Genomic DNA, 16,514 nt, shown 5'->3' on the forward strand with positions numbered 1-16,514 from the left:
AAGGAGACCCTCGTGGCCCAGATCCCAATCAAGCGCACCATTGAACGTATCCCCGGCGGCATGATGATCGTGCCTCTGCTCATCGGTTCACTGGTGGCGACATTCCTGCCGGACACCCCAAAATTTTTCGGTTCCTTCACCAACGCTTTGTTCACCGGTGCACTGCCCATTCTGGCGGTGTTCTATGTGTGCATGGGCGCGAGCATCAACATCAAGTCCACGCCTTACCTGCTGAAAAAGGGCGGCACGCTGCTGGCTACCAAAGTCGGCATCGCTGTGCTGATCGGCATTGTGCTCGGGCATTTCCTGGGCGAGCAGCCGATTTCCTCGGGGCTCTTCGCCGGCATTTCCACGCTGGCGGTAGTCGCTGCAATGAACGACACCAACGGCGGCCTCTACATGGCGTTGATGGGGCAGTACGGCCGCTCCGAAGATGTCGGTGCCTATTCGGTGATGTCGCTGGAATCCGGGCCTTTCCTGACCATGGTGACCCTGGGCATCGCCGGTTTGTCGGCCTTCCCTTGGCCGACGCTGGTGGGCAGCATTCTGCCGCTGGCGCTCGGCATGCTGCTGGGTAATCTCGACCGGGACATGCGCGATTTTCTGGCCAAAGCCGTGCCGGTGATGATCCCGTTCTTTGCATTGGCCCTTGGCGCCAGCCTGGATCTGCATAACGTCTGGCAGGCCGGTCTGCTTGGCCTCGGTCTCGGTGTAGCGGTTGTGGTGTTGACGGGTATCCCGCTGTTTTTCGCCGACCGTGCAACCGGTGGCACAGGCGTCGCCGGTGTAGCCGCAGCGACGACTGCCGGCAACGCCGCCGCCGTGCCCGCGTTGATCGCGGCGGCCAACCCGGTGTACGCCGAAGCCGCCAAGAGTGCGACGTTGCTGGTGGCCGCTTGTGTAGTCGTCACCGCCATTCTCGCGCCGTTGCTCACCGCCGCCGTTGCCAAACGCGTCCAGCAACGCCAACCCGCCGCCGTCCCGAAGCGCGAGCCCCAGGAGCAGGAGGCGTTGCGATGAGCATGTTGATCATCGCTGACGATCTGTCCGGCGCGGCGGATTGCGCCATCGGCTTTGCCAGTGCCGGGTTGCAGACCGTGGTGACGCTCGACGCCTCGAATGATCAGCCCGACGCACAGGTGATCGCCGCCGATACCGACACTCGGCGCCTGTCACCCGAACAGGCCGCCGAGCGTACCGTCGCGGCGTTCAAGGCCCTGCGCAAACCCGGGCAGCGCTTGTACAAGAAAATCGATTCGACCTTGCGCGGCAACTGGGCGGCCGAAGTTGCCGCCCTGCAACCGCTGGCCGGCCTGGCCATCGTCGCTCCGGCGTTCCCGGCCACCGGGCGCACGCTGCGCGGCGGTCGGGTGTTCGTCAACGGCCAGCCGCTGGAAACCACCGACACCTGGAAACTGGAAAACGCCGACCGTCCGGCGGACGTCGAAGCCATGCTCGTCGCCGCCGGCCTTCGCACCGCGAAACTGGACCTCGACACCTTGCGTGGCAACCCCGATGCACTGGTCCATCATTTCGCCGAACTGGCCCGCAGCACCACGCAGGCACTGATCGTCGATGCGCAAACCGAAGACGATCTGCTGACCTTGGCGCGGCTGACCGCCAGCCTGGAGCAGCCGCTGTTCTGGATCGGTTCGGGCGGCCTGGCGCGGGAAATCGCCCGCCTGCCAGACTTCTTCGCCACGCCTGACCCGCGTGCCGAAACCGCCGTCAGCGAAAGCAATCAGGCGCCGATCCTGGTGCTGGTCGGCAGCCTCTCCGGTGTCTGCGAGCGACAGTGCAGCGTGCTGAAAGACAGCGGCGGATTGAGCGAATTGATCGTACCGCCAGCGGTTTTGCGCCAAGGCCTCAGCCATCCGGATTGGGCGACCTGGCAGGCGCGCATCGGCGAGCAGCTCGAGGGCTGGAGTGATCTGTTGCTGCGCATCGGTCGCGACGACGCATTCGATCCGCAGGAAGGCGCGCACCTCTCGACCCAGTTGGCTGTGCTGGTCGAGCCGCACTTCGCCAAGATCGGTGGGCTGATCGCCACGGGCGGCGAGACGGCGCGGGCGATCTTGACCACGGTCGGCATCGACAGCCTGCAACTGCTGGCGGAAGTCGAAGCTGGTGTGGCCTATGGTCGACCCACCGCCTCCCGCCATGGCTATCGCCCGGCAATCATTACCAAGGCAGGCGCGTTCGGCACCGACCGCGCCCTGTATGCGGCATGGCAACACCTGAGCGAAATCAATGATCGCTCCCAGCCTCAACGCACACGAACCCAAGGACTCGAATGAACACTATGAGCAATTACCTCCCCATCATCGGCATCACCATGGGCGACGCTTCGGGTGTCGGTCCGGAAATCATCGTCAAAAGCCTGACCCACGACATCGTCTACCAACAATGCCGGCCGTTGGTGATCGGCGATGCGCGACGCCTGGAACAGGCCAACGTGATCGTCGGTGGCAGCGCCAAAGTGCGCCGAATTGAGGACGCGTCACAGGCGCGCTACGAGGCCGGCATCATCGATTGCATCGACCTAGACCTGATCCCCGATGGCTTGCCATTCGGCGAGTTGTCGCCGATTGCTGGTGACGCCGCGTATCAATACATCGCCCGCGCCGTGGAGCTGGCCGAAGCCAAGCAAATCGATGCGATCTGCACCGCGCCGCTGAACAAGGAAGCGCTGCACGCCGGCGGCCACAAGTACCCCGGCCACACCGAAATGCTCGCGCACCTGACCCACGTCGACGAAGTGTCGATGATGCTGGTGGCGCCGCAGCTGCGGGTAATTCACGTCACGACCCACATCGGCATCATCGACGCGATCCGCAAGATCGAGCCGGGCCTGGTGCAACGCACCATCGAACGCGGCAACGCGACGTTGATCAAGGCAGGCATTGCCCGGCCACGCATCGGCGTGTGCGGCATCAACCCGCATGCCGGCGAAAACGGCTTGTTCGGTTATGGCGAAGAGGAAGAAAAAATCATCCCGGCGGTGAAGTTGTTGCAGGCGCGCGGCCTCGACGTGACCGGCCCGTTGCCGGCCGACACGCTGTTCTTCCGTGCCGGTCGCGGCGATTTCGACTTGGTGGTAGCGATGTATCACGACCAGGGCCACGGTCCGGTCAAAGTGCTCGGCCTCGAAGCCGGTGTGAACGTGACCGTCGGCCTGGAAGTGATTCGTACCTCGGTTGATCACGGCACCGCTTTCGATATCGCCGGCAAGGGTATTGCCGATGAACGCAGCCTGCTTGAAGCACTGCGTCAGGGCGCGGAGCTGGCCACGCGACGGTGATGAGCTGCGGCGGCGCGGTCGTGTAAGATCGGCAACCGTCCAAACAACGAGACCCGCCATGAAAGTGTCCGAACGTCACCGCGCCATCCTCGAACTCGTGCGCATCGGCGATGCCAACGTCGAGCAATTGAGCGCGGCGCTCGGCGTCTCGGAAGCGACCGTGCGACGCGACCTGACCATGCTCGCCAAACAGCGGCACCTGGTGCGCACCTACGGCGGCGCCACCGCTGTGGTCGGCGTGCACGAACCGGAAGCCTCGCTGGAAGAACGCAAAACCAGCCAGTGGGAACAGAAAGACGCCATCGCCCTGGCGGCCGCTGCCCACGTGCAGGACGGCGATACTGTGCTGCTCGACGGCGGCACAACCTGCGCCGCACTGGCCCATCACCTTTGCTCACGCCAGGACGTGCACGTGGTCACCAACAACCTGCTCGCCGTGATGACTTTGGCCAACGCACCCGGTGTACGACTGACCCTGATCGGCGGCGACCTGCGCGGGTCGAGCATGAGCACGTTGGGACCCTTGGCGGAACTGACCCTCAGCCGCTTGAGCGTCGACAAAGCCTTCCTCGGCGCGGACGGCGTGGTCGCGGAATTCGGCTTGTGCGAAGCGAGTGCGCAGCAGGCCTATCTCAAGGAGTGCATCATCAAACGGGCGGCGCAGATCGTCGTCCTCGCCGACACCGACAAACTCGGCCGCGCGCGGCAACAGCATTGGACGCCGATTGAGCGCGAGTGGCGGTTGATAACCTGTGCGGCGGCGGATGAGGCGATGCTTGCGCCGTTTTATGCGCTCAAGCAGATCACTGTGGAAACGGTGATCGTGTAGGAACAGATTCAAGCACGTAGGTTGAAACACAAAAGCCCCGAATGATTCGGGGCTTTTTCGTTGAGTTGATTTCCTTGTGCGCAAATATTGCGACACGTTACGGACTACATCAAAAGGAGCCAGGTCTTACTGCGGATAAAGCCAGCGATGACTACTAAACAGTGTCACCCGAATCGAATACTCAGAGGTGTTCGGAGGGCAATCGACTGTTTCAGGTAGGAATCCATCTTTTGAAGAGATTTGCTTTTGTAAACGAAGCTGCAACGCGTGAGTACAAAGATCTACCGGGCTGGGTGCAAGATGAGTTCGGGAAAGACCTGATGCGTGTGCAATACAGCGCAGATCCAGAGCTCGCAATAAAGCAGCTGAGTTCAGTAGGTGCGGGCGCCATTGAGTTGATCATCAATGGCAATCCGGCATACCGATGCGTCTACATTGCGAAGTATGCAGGCACCATTTTCGTCCTTCATTCATTCGTAAAAACGACAAACGGAACCGATCGTCACGCAATGGCCGTTGCCCAAGACCGGCTGAAGGAGCTGAAAAGGGAGCTACGAAACCTAGGGTTTAATGTCTAGCTGGCGCGAGACTGAGAAATGACTATCCGGGGAAGGGCACCGGCTTCGTTGGAGGGCAACGTGAACGTGGTGCGAAATCCCAGTCTATCCAGCATGTCCATCATTGCGTCGATCGTAAACTTCTCGATCTTGCCTGTGGTTAGCTCAGAAATGCGTGATTGGGTCACGTTCAACAAGGAGGCCGCTTCGCTCTGCTTGAGACCCAGTTTTTTGATGCAGTCACTGATGAATATCGACAGCTCCATTTTCAACGCCATTTTGCTGGCAAGTTCCTCGTCGTGCGTAACGTGGAACGGGCTATCAAAGAATTGAATTGCCATGAGAATTTACTCTTTTAGATTTATCTAAAATTTACGATAAATGGAGATTAGACGATTGAGCTTTTGATGCAACCGCTTTTTTGATGATCAGCGATTTACTGATTACACCACGTAACGAATGTAGTTCCCGTCCCCACCTTTATCCCCTCCAGCTAACTCCATACATTGAGCTCCAACGCCTCTCCCATCATCCCGACGGGAAGGTCACTGGAGTTTCCCTCATGCCTTTCGTAAGCGTGCGCATCACCCGCGATGGCGTTACCACTGAGCAGAAAGCTCAGGTGATTGCCGAGATCACTGAAACACTGGAGCGCGTGCTCAACAAACGCCCTGACCTGACCCACATCGTGATCGAGGAAGTCGACACCGATAACTGGGGCTACGCCGGGATCACCACCACCCAGTACCGCAAGCAACTGGCGGAAGAGGGGCAGTCATGACGGCGTCGGTGACCATCGATTTCGTCTCCGATGTGGTGTGCCCTTGGTGCGCACTGGGAGCGGCGGCGCTGGAACGGGCGATCGAGAACGTGGCGGGTGAGATTTCGGTTGAGCTGACCTACAAGCCTTTTGAGCTGAACCCGAGCATGCCGGCCGAAGGCGAAAAAGCCGTCGAGCACTTGATGCGCAAATACGGACGTACCGCTCAGGACGTCGCCAATGGCAAAGCGATGCAGATCGAACGCGGCAATGCCATCGGCTTCAAGTTCGACCTGGAGAAGCGCACCCACTTCTACAACACCTTCGACGCTCACCGTTTGTTGCTTTGGGCATTGGAGGAAGGGCGTCAGGTGGCGCTGAAGAAGATCCTGCTTCGCGCTTACTTCAGTGAAGGCCAGAACCCGAGTGATCAGCAGACGCTGGTGCGGCTGGCAGGTGAAGCCGGGTTGGACGAAGCCCGTGCTCGGGAGGTGTTGGCGTCGGGCGCGTTTGCCGACGAGGTGCGGGAGCTTGAGGAGTTTTACCGGCAGCACGGCATCAATTCGGTCCCGGCCATGGTGCTGAACGGCCGTCACCTGGTGTCCGGTTCGCAATCGATCGAGTACTACGAACAGATGTTGCGACAAATGGCCCAGGCCCCCGCCGAAGCCTGATCCACAATTTTTCTACACCACTCTTTTATTGTCTGAGGATTTCATCATGAGCAATTCGAAAAAAGTCGTTGTCATCACTGGCGCATCCCAAGGTCTCGGCGATGGCATGGTCAAGGCCTTCCGTGAACTCGGTTACCAGATCGTCGCCACTTCGCGTTCGATCAAACCGTCCACCGATCCGGACATCCTCACCGTAGCCGGCGACATCGGCGAACCGGAAACAGCCCAGCGCGTGATCCGTGAAGCGATCGCCCGTTTCGGCCGCATCGACACCCTGGTCAACAACGCCGGCATCTTCATCGCCAAGCCGTTCACCGCGTATACCGCTGAAGACTACGCCAACGTGCTGTCGGTGAACCTCAACGGCTTCTTCTACATCACCCAGCTGGCCATTGCCGAAATGGAAAAAAATGGCAGCGGCCACGTCGTCAACATCACCACCAGCTTGGTGGACCATGCGATCGACGGCGTACCGTCGGTATTGGCCTCGCTGACCAAAGGTGGCCTGAACGCAGCAACCCGCTCCCTGGCCATCGAGTACGCCAAGCGCGGTATCCGTGTAAACGCGGTGAGCCCAGGCATCATCAAAACCCCGATGCACGGCGAAGAAACCCACGCCGCACTGGGCGCTCTGCACCCGGTCGGGCACATGGGCGAGATTGAGGACATTGCACAAGCGGTCGTGTACCTGGACAACGCCAAGTTCGTCACTGGCGAAATCCTGCACGTTGATGGTGGGCAGAGCGCGGGTCACTAAGAGCCGGGTTTTTTAAACGGCAGAAACAACAAAGCCCTCGTATTGCTACGAGGGCTTTGTTTTGTATGGTGCCGGCACCAGGAATCGAACCCGGGAACTACTGATTACAAGCGGCTTGTCCCGGTGTTTTTTCGAGATTCAGAGTGTAACGAAATACCGATAAGTCACCGTTTTGTAAGGGCAATAGCCCGATTCGTTGTTTCGCTTCGTTGCACGTTGTAGTCTAAAGTCATTCAAGAAGCTGTGACCAAAGCTGTGACCAAGACCTAGGGGCGATCAATGGCGGGCAACGCATCGAAAACTGTGAATGACCAGAAAGTGCGGGGGATGACTCCCGGCTGTTCACCTCTGGTCGAAAGCCTGCCGGGACGTGGCACCGGGGCACTGGTATTCAAGCGTGCGAACGAAAGCTCGCCCGCTTGCTACTACCGCTATCACCTGGCTGGCAAGCAAGTGCTGATCAAGCTAGGAGTGTATCGACGCACTGCTCGGGAGGTCGGCTTTACCTTGCCGGAACTGCGCGACCAAGCCGCGGCAATGGCGCAGATAGCTAAAGCTCACGGCGACGTTAAGGCGTACTTGGCACAGCAGGAAGAAGGCGCTGAAGCGGCACGTATCCAAAATGAGCGCGCTGTCGAGTCTGCTCGTCTGAAGGCGGAGGAGGAAGCTCGAGAGCGCCATCACCTAGCCGAAGTCGAAGCGTCACGCGGCACCTTCGGAGAGCTATTCCTCGACTACATCGAATCGCGCAGGGAGAAGGCCACTGCCGGCGTCGTAAAGGAACTGGAGCGGTTGTATCAGACCAATATGCTGGCCCCTCACGCCAGCATCATGGCAATGAAGGCGCGAGACATTCGCCCCGACCACATTCTCGCAATACTTAATCCGATCTGGGATCGCGGTGCGAAAGTACAGGCCGACCGGATGCGTTCGTTCTTGGCTGCGGCATTCAATCATGGTCTGCGGGCCGAGAACGCGGTCGGCAGGTCGAGCTCCAAGAGCTACAACCTAGTGAACAATCCGGCCATGTTGGTAGCAGTCGAGAAGGTATCGGCCCCCGCAACCCGTGCGCTTTCTGATGCGGAGTTGAGAAAGTTCTGGGGAACAGTCGAAACCACCGAAGGCGTCGGGCCGGTCATGGCGCTGTTGTTCAAGTTCGTCATTGCCACAGGCGGCCAGCGCATCTTCAACGTCTGCCAAACCACTTGGGATGACTACGATCTGGAAGCCGGCACCGTGCGCCTGATACACCGTAAGGGGAGGGGAGGCCAAGCGATGAGCAGACCGCACCTAGTTCCATTGACTGAGCGGGCTGTCGCCATTCTGAGGTGTGTCAAGGAGATCAACGGCTGTCATTCCTGGCCGTGGACCACCACCGGAAAGCAGCACATCGTCGTCAGCAGCCCACGCCATGCCATTGCTGACTGGCTGAAGTCAGAGCACGCAATTATAGATGGGAAGCAGACCCCCAGCTTCTCTCCGCGCGACTTGCGCCGCACCTGCGCCCAACTGATGCAGAGACACGGAATCAGCGATCAACTGTCCGACCTGCTTCAAGCGCATGGTCAGACTGGCGTAGCGAATATTCACTACCGAAATAGCCCCGAGGCGGCATTACCGGAAAAACGGCGTGCCATCGAGCTGTTCGAGCGTGCGCTTAGGAAGGTATTGAGGGAGCAGCAGACCGCTAAAGTGGTGCCGCTGTCGAAAAAAAGGAAATAAAAGTGAAAAAAACAAAAAATAATTTCTAGTGCATTTGGTGCGGTATGGAGATGAATGGTGAGGTATGGTGAGTAGAGGCATTATTGCAAACAAGTATCGTTCGCTAATGTGTACTTGAACGGCCCGCACGCCTCGCTACTATGCGGCTACTGGCCAGACGTACTACACCCAGATGAAACGCCCTGCACGCTGTGGCCGGGGGTTGCTGGTAACGTAGTTACTGCTGAAATGCAGATAAAGAAAAGCCCTCGACATTCGCGGTGTCGAGGGCTGATCTGGGGGGACGGAACAACGTCCTTATGCATATCGGCAAGGCCAGTACACACCCCAAGGTAGAAGCTTTTAGTCCGGCTTCAATATCCACAGGCGATGCTTGTAGATGCTGGGAGTTTAAGTCACCTGAATTTGGCGTCAATGCAAATTCGTACCGTCCGACCGACGTAGATCCTACGACCCGTCGTGCTGCACTAGTGACTTTCTACCCTGTACTGAGGGGAATCCCATTTAGTCCAAAATGGATGCCCAAAATGAGTCAACAAAACAATAGCGTCAGTCCTTCCACTGCAGCACCCAATCTGCCGATTCCTGGCACCTTCGGTACCACCGCACAGCTCTGCACTCGCTACCAAGTCAGCCGCACGACCTGGTGGCGCTGGTCGCAGATGCCTGGCTTCCCACGTGCCGTGCGCTTCGGTCGTTCGGTTCGCTGGCCGGTTGAGTCCGTTGAAGCCTTCCTGACTCCGCAGGAGGCGTAAACCATGCGTACCCAAAAACCTGCGAATCAACGCGGGCGGGCAGCGTTCGGCCTGAAGAAAGCCGCCGCCGACCTAACCCGCCATGAGCACACCCTCGTAATCCTGCTGTCGCTGTCCACGTATGACGTGCCCGAGGTGTTGCAGTGATGCCCGCCGACAAGCTGTTGTCGCGTCTCGACAAAGTTCGTCAAGTGAAATCGGGTAAGTGGACGGCTCGCTGCCCGGCACATGATGACAAGACTCCCAGCCTGCATATCACAGAGGTCGAGGACGGGAAGCTGTTGGTGAAGTGCTGGGTCGGCTGTTCGGTGACCGAGATCCTCGCCTCCGTCGAGCTGGAGTTGCGCGACCTGTTCCCTGATTGCGGCAGCAAGCCACGTCGACTGGGTCCGAGCCGAGCTGCCATCGAGCGTGAGCGTATGGTCCACCTCATTGGCCAATCCCTAATCGCCCAAGGTGCAGAACTGTCTGAAGAGGATCGCCATCGCTTCGAGCTGGCGCGGGATCGCTTGGCAGGCTTGGAGTTGAAAGCATGAGTGCGAAAACAAAAGATCCCTACCACAACCAGTGGGCAACACAGCGCCAGCAGCAGATCAGCACTCCCGACTTCCGTTTTGTAGCGGCCTGCCATATGCCAATCAAGCCTGTTGCCTGGCTGGTTGAAAGCTATATCGAGGAAGACGCACTCACGGTGATGTACGGCCCTCCCGGTAAGGGGAAATCGTTCGTTGCTTTGGACTTGTCTTGCTGTATTGCTAGCGGCATGCCGTTCCACGGCCATTTGGTGAAACCGGGAGTTGTAATTTACATCGCAGGGGAAGGTCACAACGGTATCGCTCGGCGCCTTCACGCATGGGCGCAGCATAACGACACTGCCTTGCCGGAACTGCTATTCGTATCAGAGGCCCCTACGGATCTGTCCAGCGAAACAAATGCTGCAAAAGTGGCAGAAGCGGTTAAGCAGATTGCCGAAGCTACTGGCGAATCCCCGGTGCTGATTGTGATCGATACCATGGCCCGTAATTTCGGAGGCGACGAAAACAGCGCAACGGACGTGGGGCATTTCATCCGCAATGTTGACGCACTGCGTCGGCACTGGAAGGCCACTGTCTTGATCGTCCACCACAGCGGCAAGGATGGCGAGCGAGGCGCACGCGGATCGTCGGCACTGAAAGGTGCTGCAGATGCTGAATACGAAGTGAGCCGCAGCAACGAAGACAACCTGGTTCGACTGATTCCGCACAAGATGAAGGATGCAGAAGAGCCGTCTTCACTTGCCTTCGAACTGGTCGGAGTATCAGTGCGCGACGACAGTGGCAGCCTGATCAGCGGTGCCGCGCTGCGTCTGACTGAGTTCACCGCGTCTGCATCACCAGTGTCGGCAAACTTGGGTAAGCAGCAAAAGGCTGCGCTGGAAACGCTTGAGCAGATGCACGCGGATATTGCCGAACGCCTGAAAAGCCAAGGCCGGGAAGATCACCCGGTACACATCCCAATTGACGCTTGGAAATCGAAGTGTAAAGAAGCCGAAATTTCTCGCCAGCGTTTTCACGACGTGAAGAAAACCCTGATTGATCGTCAGCAAATCCGAATCGACGGTGCGCATGTATTTCTTGTCCGTCCTGTCCTGCCTCCCTTAGGGGAACCGGACCGGACGGACAGTCTGAAGATCGTTAATACCGGACAAACCGGACGGGAAGCGGACGAAAACCGGACACAGAACGGACAGCATGCCAAGGTGCCTGCAGTCGACTTTGAGGAGTTTTGACCGTGGCCGCCCTGGACTACCTATACCGGGCCGGCTTCACCGCCGAGCTCAACGGAAATAAACTGCGTCTGCGCCCCGCTGACCGCATCACAGATGCCGTTCGCCTCTATGTATGCAAGCACCGCGTCGAGCTCATGGCCGAACTGAATGCGGCCAACGATCCGACGCTTTGCTGGCTGCACCTGCTGGTGCTGGCCAACGGGCAGGTGGTGCAAGCATGCGGCGATTTCGACACCGCTATCGCAAAACAGAAGGCTCATCAGCTGCACGGCGATGCCCTGTTGGCTGTAGTGGCAGCGCCAGGCTTTGAGCGCCCGCTCTTAGAAGCGGAGATCGTCAAGGCGCTAACCGGCACACTCGCCGCGCCATCGCCCACACCTGCACCGTCGAGCCTCTGGCTGCCTCGTGTCGCGCGTCTGCTCGGCACCCATCCTGCTGTGCTGCTGGACGAGGGGCATTTGGAGCCGCACGACCTTGCCGAGTTGGCCGATGCGGACGTCGTGCTGGTGGCCGACACGATCCACGTTAGCCCGGCGTGGATCAACCGGCCGCAGCGGGTTGAACAACCGGTTGAGGTGCACGCTGTGGAGGACTCTGAGCCGCAGCACACCATCCATACCGCAGCTACGGCGTCACAGGCATGGCGGGAGGTTGATGCAGTACACACCAACCATCTGATGAGCTGCCGCGCCTGCCATGCGGCAACCGGCCGTTACTGCGCGGCTGGCGTTGATTTGCGCCAGCGTTATAACAACACCCAGATGGAGACGAGCGCATGAACGATGCCCCGGCAGTGGAATTTGTCATTGAGGAGAATGAGGAAAAGGCCAATGCCCGCAATTACCTGACTCCGGAGTGCGTGAACGCCGCATTGCTTGTCAGTAGTAACCTGCTCGGCAAGACGCCCTTCCTCGAGGCTGTCCTCGAACTGGGTCGGCAGACGACTGCAATCAACCGCGGCGACATGAGCCGAGCAGAAGACATGCTGGTATCGCAAGCGCACTCTCTGGATGCTCTATTCGTGCATCTTGCGAGTCGGGCACTGTCATCTAAAAACATGGGCGGGCTGGAGTCCTACATGCGTCTCGCACTCAAGGCCCAGAACCAGGCCCGGGCCACCTTGCAGACCTTGGGCGAACTCAAGGCCCCCAAGCAAGTCGCTTTCGTGAAGCAGGCGAACATCGGCAATCAGGTCCAGGTCAACAACAGTATCCAAGAGAAGCCCGCGCGCACGCGGAAAACCAAAAAAGCGCAGAACGAACTATTGGAGGTTGAGCATGGTGAACGGCTGGACACCCGAGCGACGGGCACGGCAGGCGGAGCTGATCCGGCAATGGCGACCTTGGGAGCAAAGCACCGGACCGCGTAGCGCCGAGGGTAAGGCTGCTTCATCGCGCAATGCGTGGACAGGTGGGATGAGGGCGCTGCTGCGAGAGCTGGCCGAGGAGTTGCGAGAGCAGGACAAGATCCGTCGCGAGATTCTAGACTAAGCGAACGCCACGGATGGCGATTACCAAGTGCTTACCCGCCCTGAATTTGTTGACGCGTATCACTTTGAGTTGTCCCGACAAAGTGCAACGAAAAATACCTTTCCTAAGCCCTGAAATTAAGACTCGTCCGTTCCGTTTTGTCCGGTTATGTGTTGCACCTGAGGTGCACCTGAAAACAACAATGCGGTGGGGATATGACAACGCCTCTGATGGGGTTACCCCAATGAGTGAATCAACCACACTCCCCTTAAGCATACTGTATGACTTCTCGCTTCCATCGAGGAGAAACTGGACATGAAGTGGTTCGATTTCACAACCAATGAAGTGATTCAGACGTAGATCAACAACAGGTAGTTTGTCCACTGAAAAGCCAGCCATGGCCGTCCACTTGTATCGAATAAAGCACTGCCAGTAGAACCCCTCGCGAGAGGCAACAACCGGCCAGAAACGGACGCTTGAGATCCGAAAATGCTCGACCAGAAGCGAATACTCACTCGCGGTGTCCCTTAGAAGTCCGCCCATCGTTTGTGCGACGGCCCGGCAAGGCTGTTCAACGACTCGTAACTGGAGGTAATGTCGATGTTCATGGCCTACGCGCCCACTCGTCACCATCTCTTTCAAATAACGGGTGTTCATCGACTGAATCGTCGAGTTGATGACAGAGGGGGCATCGACGATGCCCCCCCGATCCGCGCTACGCTTTCGGCTGGCAGATGTAGTTGCCGCTTCGCAGGAAGGTTTCATGCTTGTTCGGCGAGTAGACGCTCAAGGTGCCCTGCTCGTTGGCCGCGAAGTGCTTCCAATTGCCTTCTTCCAGTACCAGTTCCGCAAAGTTTTCTCCTGTCTGGCTCACGTAGAGCGCCTCTCGCCCCCAGCGTGTCGTAAACAGACTGACATCTCGCAGATGGGCGCTGGCATTGATGCGAATGTCTTTGGATTGAAGCTTCCACTCATAGCCTTTGTCGGACGTCATTACACGATCCGAGTAGAAACACATCACAGTCTGTCCCATACGCGTGATGAGCGGTGCATCGTAGCTGTCGTCTTCGCTCGCCCAGGTGCAGGTTCGCCAGCCTTTACCGGCAACGTAATAGCTGACGAACGAGGCCGCGTTGTTCTTCTTCTTCAGTGACTTAAATACCCAGTTGTACTTGCAGAATGCGAGTAAGCTGCTTCCATCGGGCAGCGGCTGGATGCTTTCTACTTCGATTCCCTCCGAGAAGTTCGGTGCGTCTTCCCAGCGCAGCCATGGGCCGTCGAGGTCGGCGGTGCAGAAGATGGCGACCTCGTCGTAGCTGCCGGTCTTTGTAGAGTCGAAAATCAGCCCTTTTTCGACGTAGGAGTACTCCTTGCGCTCCTTGAATCTCCATAGCCACAGGCCGTTGAACCGGATGACCTCTTCAGTTCGGGTGAACTCCCAGCCCTGCGCATCCGGGAAACGGGTCTGTTTCCAGTTCTGCGCATCGCGGGAGTAATAGAACCCGTCGTTGTAACCCGCTATGGCAATCCATATTCCACCCACGAAATACAGCTGGGAGATGGCGGGTGCGTTTTCGGTGGCACTGAGACGCACGTTCTGCCAGTGCTCTCGATCCAGGCTGCGATACACCCGGTTGTCGTGGTCGACGATCAACCACGTGATGCCATCGGTCTTGATGTACTGGATTTTCTCGGGGTCGCAGGGAGGGTGCTGTACCTGACCCCACTCGATGCTGAACAAATGATCCCGGTCATCTTTTTCGATGACGACCGACTGTTTGGCCAGCTTTTCCTGCTGTTCCTGATGAAGTCGCTCGGCACGCTGCTTTGCTTTGCGCTCAACCACGGACTCGTCGAATCGACCTTCCATGAATTGCGCGAGCTGTTCGGCCACGTCCGCACAGGCATTTGAAAAGGCACTGAGTGTGTCGTCGAGCTGGCGTTCGAAGTGATTGAACTGGTCGTACCAATCTCCGTTAGCTGCGGAGTTGTCCAGCTCGAAATCGGCATAGCCGGATTCGTCCTTGAAGGAGATCGTGGGCAGGCCCCAGCGCGCCAGCATGCTATTACCTTGGTTCAGCGTGCTGGAATGTCCGGAGATGAACTCGCTGATTTTTTTGCGCATCTCGTTCAGCGAGGACAGGCAGGAACCACGGCCAAGAGTGTAAGCCGTTCCCTCCACTTTGCTGCTGACCTTGCTCAGGAACGAGTCGTCCCATGCTTCCATGAAGAACGAATAATCAGAGGCTTTCAGGGTCGCTTTCGTCAGATCGAACGAAAGACTGCTGGCCTCATGACCGACCGTGCGCAGTCTGGCGCGAGCCTCGGTGAAGGTCTGCTCAAAACGCAGCTCGCGGTAGCGAACGATGTTTTTCCAGCCGTTGGTCTGCTGCTGCAACTTCTCGGCAGCCGCAAGCACTTGCTCTTCATCCTGTTCGGTACTGATCACCAGCCCACGGGCGAAGTTTTCCTTGAACTGTGCGGGCTTGAGCGCGTTCAGGATACGCAGCACATGAGGACCTTCGATCTGTTTCTGGCACAGCGTCAGCAGGTAGAACGCATCGAGCAGCCAGGTGTAGGTCTTGTCGTCGCCTTTGAGCAGATCCTGCAGGATCGGCAAGTAGTCCTGAACCTTGCGGGGGTTGTCCGCCAGTACTGCGATTTCAATTGGCGCCTGCGGGCACCCGGCCTTGTGCGCCAGCAACTCGAGAAACTCCCGGCCCTGTCTGTTCAATGACGCCGAGTTCTCGATGCACAGAGCGAACAGCAACAGGTAGTTGTGTCGGGCGTCAAGATCGTCAGTGGTGTCGAAGAAGGTGTGGGAGTGGATGTCCGGCAACGACGACACCAGTGCAACCGGCTCGGCTTGGGCATCTTCGGCGGGTTCGTCGGGCAAGGCGTTAAGACCGTGCTGATCCTTGTAAATCTCCAGAGTCAGCAGGCTGCCGCCGATGATTTCCTCTATCAGGTCGCGCATCCGGTACTGGGTATAAAGGCCGGAAAACGCCTTGCCAAAGAATCTGGAAATGATTCGCTCGCGCTTCTCGTCGCTGTCACAGACCTCGCCGTCCGAGATCATGTCGATGATGCGGTCGTACTCGTCGGAGAGGTAATACAGCGAGTTGAACGCCAAACCCGAGATGTTTTTCTGGACGAAGTACGAATCGGCGACGTGCTCTTCGAACGATAGCTCGATGACCGAGCGGTAGCGTTCGATGCTGGTGGTTTCGATCTGATCGATCAGGTCGATGATGAAACTCAACAGTTGGACTTCTTCGTCACAGTCCACGTCCAGCTTTTCCAGCGTGACGATCAGGTGGTTGATGTCTTGCGTGGTCAGCATGACGCCGGGGTGGCTGCGCATGAAGTCATACGCCAGGTTGAGCACCAGCAGCCCCTTGGGCATCGATTTGTAGCGACGTTTGTTCGCTTCGATGTTCAGCGACCATTGGTGAAAATTGGTGTTGTTCTCAACCCGGATCAGGCGGCGATTGATCTTGTCGACCGCTACCAAGACGAAATTACGGGTTTCGATGATGTATTCGTTCATCGTGCCCAGGTTGTTGCGGATCACCGCAATACTCTGGGCGTTGATCAGGTTCTGCTGCTGCAGTTGCTTGAGGTAGTGCCATGCGAATTTCTGCATGTGCAGCGCGTCAACCTGGTTCTGCAACTGGTTCTGGCGATTCTTGCCGCTGAATGCACCGGCAAACCGCTTGAAGAATCCGCTCTCGGCTTGTTGTTTCAGGCGTTCCTCGCTGCACGTGACCAGCCGTGAAGCATCCACTGCCAGTTGCTGGGTCAGCGCTGCGTTGTTCTGGTGCTGGGCAACGAGTGCCTCAACCGCTTCCTGCTCCGAGGCGTTCAGCGGTTGATTGAAGATTTCCTGGGGTGCTGCTTCGACCGTTTCGCTCATTGAAAA

Annotated in this window: 17 protein-coding genes; 15 read left to right on the forward strand and 2 right to left on the reverse strand. The window is 58.1% G+C overall.

Annotation, left to right across the window (positions count from 1 at the left end):
* Positions 1 to 12 precede the first annotated feature (12 nt).
* From V6Z53_RS03675 to V6Z53_RS03695, 5 genes are all read left to right on the forward strand, one after another.
* Positions 13 to 1,020, forward strand: coding sequence for a 2-keto-3-deoxygluconate permease (locus V6Z53_RS03675; protein ID WP_338584198.1), 1,008 nt, complete (start codon positions 13 to 15; stop codon positions 1,018 to 1,020).
* Positions 1,017 to 2,297 carry a four-carbon acid sugar kinase family protein gene (locus V6Z53_RS03680; RefSeq protein WP_338584199.1) on the forward strand — a complete coding sequence of 427 codons (1,281 nt, stop codon included), beginning with the start codon at positions 1,017 to 1,019 and terminating at the stop codon, positions 2,295 to 2,297. Before V6Z53_RS03675 ends, V6Z53_RS03680 begins: the two co-directional genes overlap by 4 nt.
* 5 nt (positions 2,298 to 2,302) lie before the next feature.
* On the forward strand, positions 2,303 to 3,301 hold the full coding sequence (gene pdxA, locus V6Z53_RS03685) for a 4-hydroxythreonine-4-phosphate dehydrogenase PdxA (RefSeq protein WP_338584200.1): 999 nt from the start codon (positions 2,303 to 2,305) through the stop codon (positions 3,299 to 3,301).
* Positions 3,302 to 3,359: 58 nt separating this feature from the next.
* The gene (locus tag V6Z53_RS03690; protein WP_338584201.1) at positions 3,360 to 4,130 is read left to right on the forward strand and encodes a DeoR/GlpR family DNA-binding transcription regulator; all 771 of its coding nucleotides are present in this window, start codon (positions 3,360 to 3,362) and stop codon (positions 4,128 to 4,130) included.
* A gap of 230 nt (positions 4,131 to 4,360) precedes the next feature.
* On the forward strand, positions 4,361 to 4,708 hold the full coding sequence (locus V6Z53_RS03695; protein ID WP_338584202.1) for a type II toxin-antitoxin system RelE/ParE family toxin: 348 nt from the start codon (positions 4,361 to 4,363) through the stop codon (positions 4,706 to 4,708).
* Here V6Z53_RS03695 and V6Z53_RS03700 read toward each other — a convergent pair.
* On the reverse strand, positions 4,705 to 5,028 hold the full coding sequence (locus tag V6Z53_RS03700) for a helix-turn-helix transcriptional regulator (RefSeq protein WP_338584203.1): 324 nt from the start codon (positions 5,026 to 5,028) through the stop codon (positions 4,705 to 4,707). The two genes, V6Z53_RS03695 and V6Z53_RS03700, sit on opposite strands and share 4 nt — an antisense overlap.
* Before the next feature lie 221 nt (positions 5,029 to 5,249).
* Here V6Z53_RS03700 and V6Z53_RS03705 point away from each other — a divergent pair, with 221 nt between their 5' ends.
* From V6Z53_RS03705 to V6Z53_RS03750, 10 genes are all read left to right on the forward strand, one after another.
* Positions 5,250 to 5,468 carry a 4-oxalocrotonate tautomerase family protein gene (locus V6Z53_RS03705; protein ID WP_056852134.1) on the forward strand — a complete coding sequence of 73 codons (219 nt, stop codon included), beginning with the start codon at positions 5,250 to 5,252 and terminating at the stop codon, positions 5,466 to 5,468.
* Positions 5,465 to 6,121, forward strand: a complete 657-nt coding sequence (locus tag V6Z53_RS03710) for a DsbA family oxidoreductase (protein ID WP_338584204.1) — start codon at positions 5,465 to 5,467, stop codon at positions 6,119 to 6,121. The genes V6Z53_RS03705 and V6Z53_RS03710 overlap by 4 nt, the downstream gene beginning before the upstream one ends.
* Before the next feature lie 46 nt (positions 6,122 to 6,167).
* Complete coding sequence (locus tag V6Z53_RS03715) at positions 6,168 to 6,878, forward strand: SDR family oxidoreductase (protein ID WP_338584205.1); 711 nt, start codon at positions 6,168 to 6,170, stop codon at positions 6,876 to 6,878.
* Between the two features lie 279 nt (positions 6,879 to 7,157).
* Positions 7,158 to 8,600, forward strand: coding sequence for a tyrosine-type recombinase/integrase (locus V6Z53_RS03720; protein ID WP_338584206.1), 1,443 nt, complete (start codon positions 7,158 to 7,160; stop codon positions 8,598 to 8,600).
* Positions 8,601 to 9,127: 527 nt separating this feature from the next.
* On the forward strand, positions 9,128 to 9,355 hold the full coding sequence (locus tag V6Z53_RS03725) for a helix-turn-helix domain-containing protein (RefSeq protein ID WP_338584207.1): 228 nt from the start codon (positions 9,128 to 9,130) through the stop codon (positions 9,353 to 9,355).
* Between the two features lie 3 nt (positions 9,356 to 9,358).
* Positions 9,359 to 9,502: a hypothetical protein gene (locus V6Z53_RS03730; protein ID WP_338584208.1), complete on the forward strand. Its 144-nt coding sequence runs from the start codon at positions 9,359 to 9,361 to the stop codon at positions 9,500 to 9,502.
* Entirely contained in the window at positions 9,502 to 9,891 is a 390-nt protein-coding gene (locus V6Z53_RS03735) for a virulence-associated protein E (RefSeq protein ID WP_338584209.1), read from the forward strand. The genes V6Z53_RS03730 and V6Z53_RS03735 overlap by 1 nt, the downstream gene beginning before the upstream one ends.
* Entirely contained in the window at positions 9,888 to 11,123 is a 1,236-nt protein-coding gene (locus tag V6Z53_RS03740; RefSeq protein ID WP_338584210.1) for a helicase RepA family protein, read from the forward strand. The genes V6Z53_RS03735 and V6Z53_RS03740 overlap by 4 nt, the downstream gene beginning before the upstream one ends.
* A gap of 2 nt (positions 11,124 to 11,125) precedes the next feature.
* Positions 11,126 to 11,902, forward strand: coding sequence for a hypothetical protein (locus tag V6Z53_RS03745; RefSeq protein WP_338584211.1), 777 nt, complete (start codon positions 11,126 to 11,128; stop codon positions 11,900 to 11,902).
* Complete coding sequence (locus V6Z53_RS03750) at positions 11,899 to 12,492, forward strand: hypothetical protein (protein ID WP_338584212.1); 594 nt, start codon at positions 11,899 to 11,901, stop codon at positions 12,490 to 12,492. The genes V6Z53_RS03745 and V6Z53_RS03750 overlap by 4 nt, the downstream gene beginning before the upstream one ends.
* An 815-nt stretch (positions 12,493 to 13,307) precedes the next feature.
* Here V6Z53_RS03750 and V6Z53_RS03755 read toward each other — a convergent pair.
* Complete coding sequence (locus tag V6Z53_RS03755; RefSeq protein ID WP_338584213.1) at positions 13,308 to 16,508, reverse strand: hypothetical protein; 3,201 nt, start codon at positions 16,506 to 16,508, stop codon at positions 13,308 to 13,310.
* Between the last annotated feature and the right edge of the window lie 6 nt (positions 16,509 to 16,514).

It is taken from the genome of Pseudomonas sp. MAG733B, assembly GCF_036884845.1.
GTDB lineage: Bacteria > Pseudomonadota > Gammaproteobacteria > Pseudomonadales > Pseudomonadaceae > Aquipseudomonas.

Bases quoted from the DNA above. Each gene is read 5' to 3' on its own strand.
- V6Z53_RS03680 (WP_338584199.1), top strand. From the start codon at position 1,017: ATGAGCATGTTGATCATCGCTGACGATCTGTCCGGCGCGGCGGATTGC.
- pdxA (WP_338584200.1), top strand. From the start codon at position 2,303: ATGAGCAATTACCTCCCCATCATCGGCATCACCATGGGCGACGCTTCG.
- V6Z53_RS03690 (WP_338584201.1), top strand. From the start codon at position 3,360: ATGAAAGTGTCCGAACGTCACCGCGCCATCCTCGAACTCGTGCGCATC.
- V6Z53_RS03700 (WP_338584203.1), bottom strand. From the start codon at position 5,028: ATGGCAATTCAATTCTTTGATAGCCCGTTCCACGTTACGCACGACGAG.
- V6Z53_RS03705 (WP_056852134.1), top strand. From the start codon at position 5,250: ATGCCTTTCGTAAGCGTGCGCATCACCCGCGATGGCGTTACCACTGAG.
- V6Z53_RS03710 (WP_338584204.1), top strand. From the start codon at position 5,465: ATGACGGCGTCGGTGACCATCGATTTCGTCTCCGATGTGGTGTGCCCT.
- V6Z53_RS03715 (WP_338584205.1), top strand. From the start codon at position 6,168: ATGAGCAATTCGAAAAAAGTCGTTGTCATCACTGGCGCATCCCAAGGT.
- V6Z53_RS03720 (WP_338584206.1), top strand. From the start codon at position 7,158: ATGGCGGGCAACGCATCGAAAACTGTGAATGACCAGAAAGTGCGGGGG.
- V6Z53_RS03725 (WP_338584207.1), top strand. From the start codon at position 9,128: ATGAGTCAACAAAACAATAGCGTCAGTCCTTCCACTGCAGCACCCAAT.
- V6Z53_RS03730 (WP_338584208.1), top strand. From the start codon at position 9,359: ATGCGTACCCAAAAACCTGCGAATCAACGCGGGCGGGCAGCGTTCGGC.
- V6Z53_RS03735 (WP_338584209.1), top strand. From the start codon at position 9,502: ATGCCCGCCGACAAGCTGTTGTCGCGTCTCGACAAAGTTCGTCAAGTG.
- V6Z53_RS03740 (WP_338584210.1), top strand. From the start codon at position 9,888: ATGAGTGCGAAAACAAAAGATCCCTACCACAACCAGTGGGCAACACAG.
- V6Z53_RS03750 (WP_338584212.1), top strand. From the start codon at position 11,899: ATGAACGATGCCCCGGCAGTGGAATTTGTCATTGAGGAGAATGAGGAA.
- V6Z53_RS03755 (WP_338584213.1), bottom strand. From the start codon at position 16,508: ATGAGCGAAACGGTCGAAGCAGCACCCCAGGAAATCTTCAATCAACCG.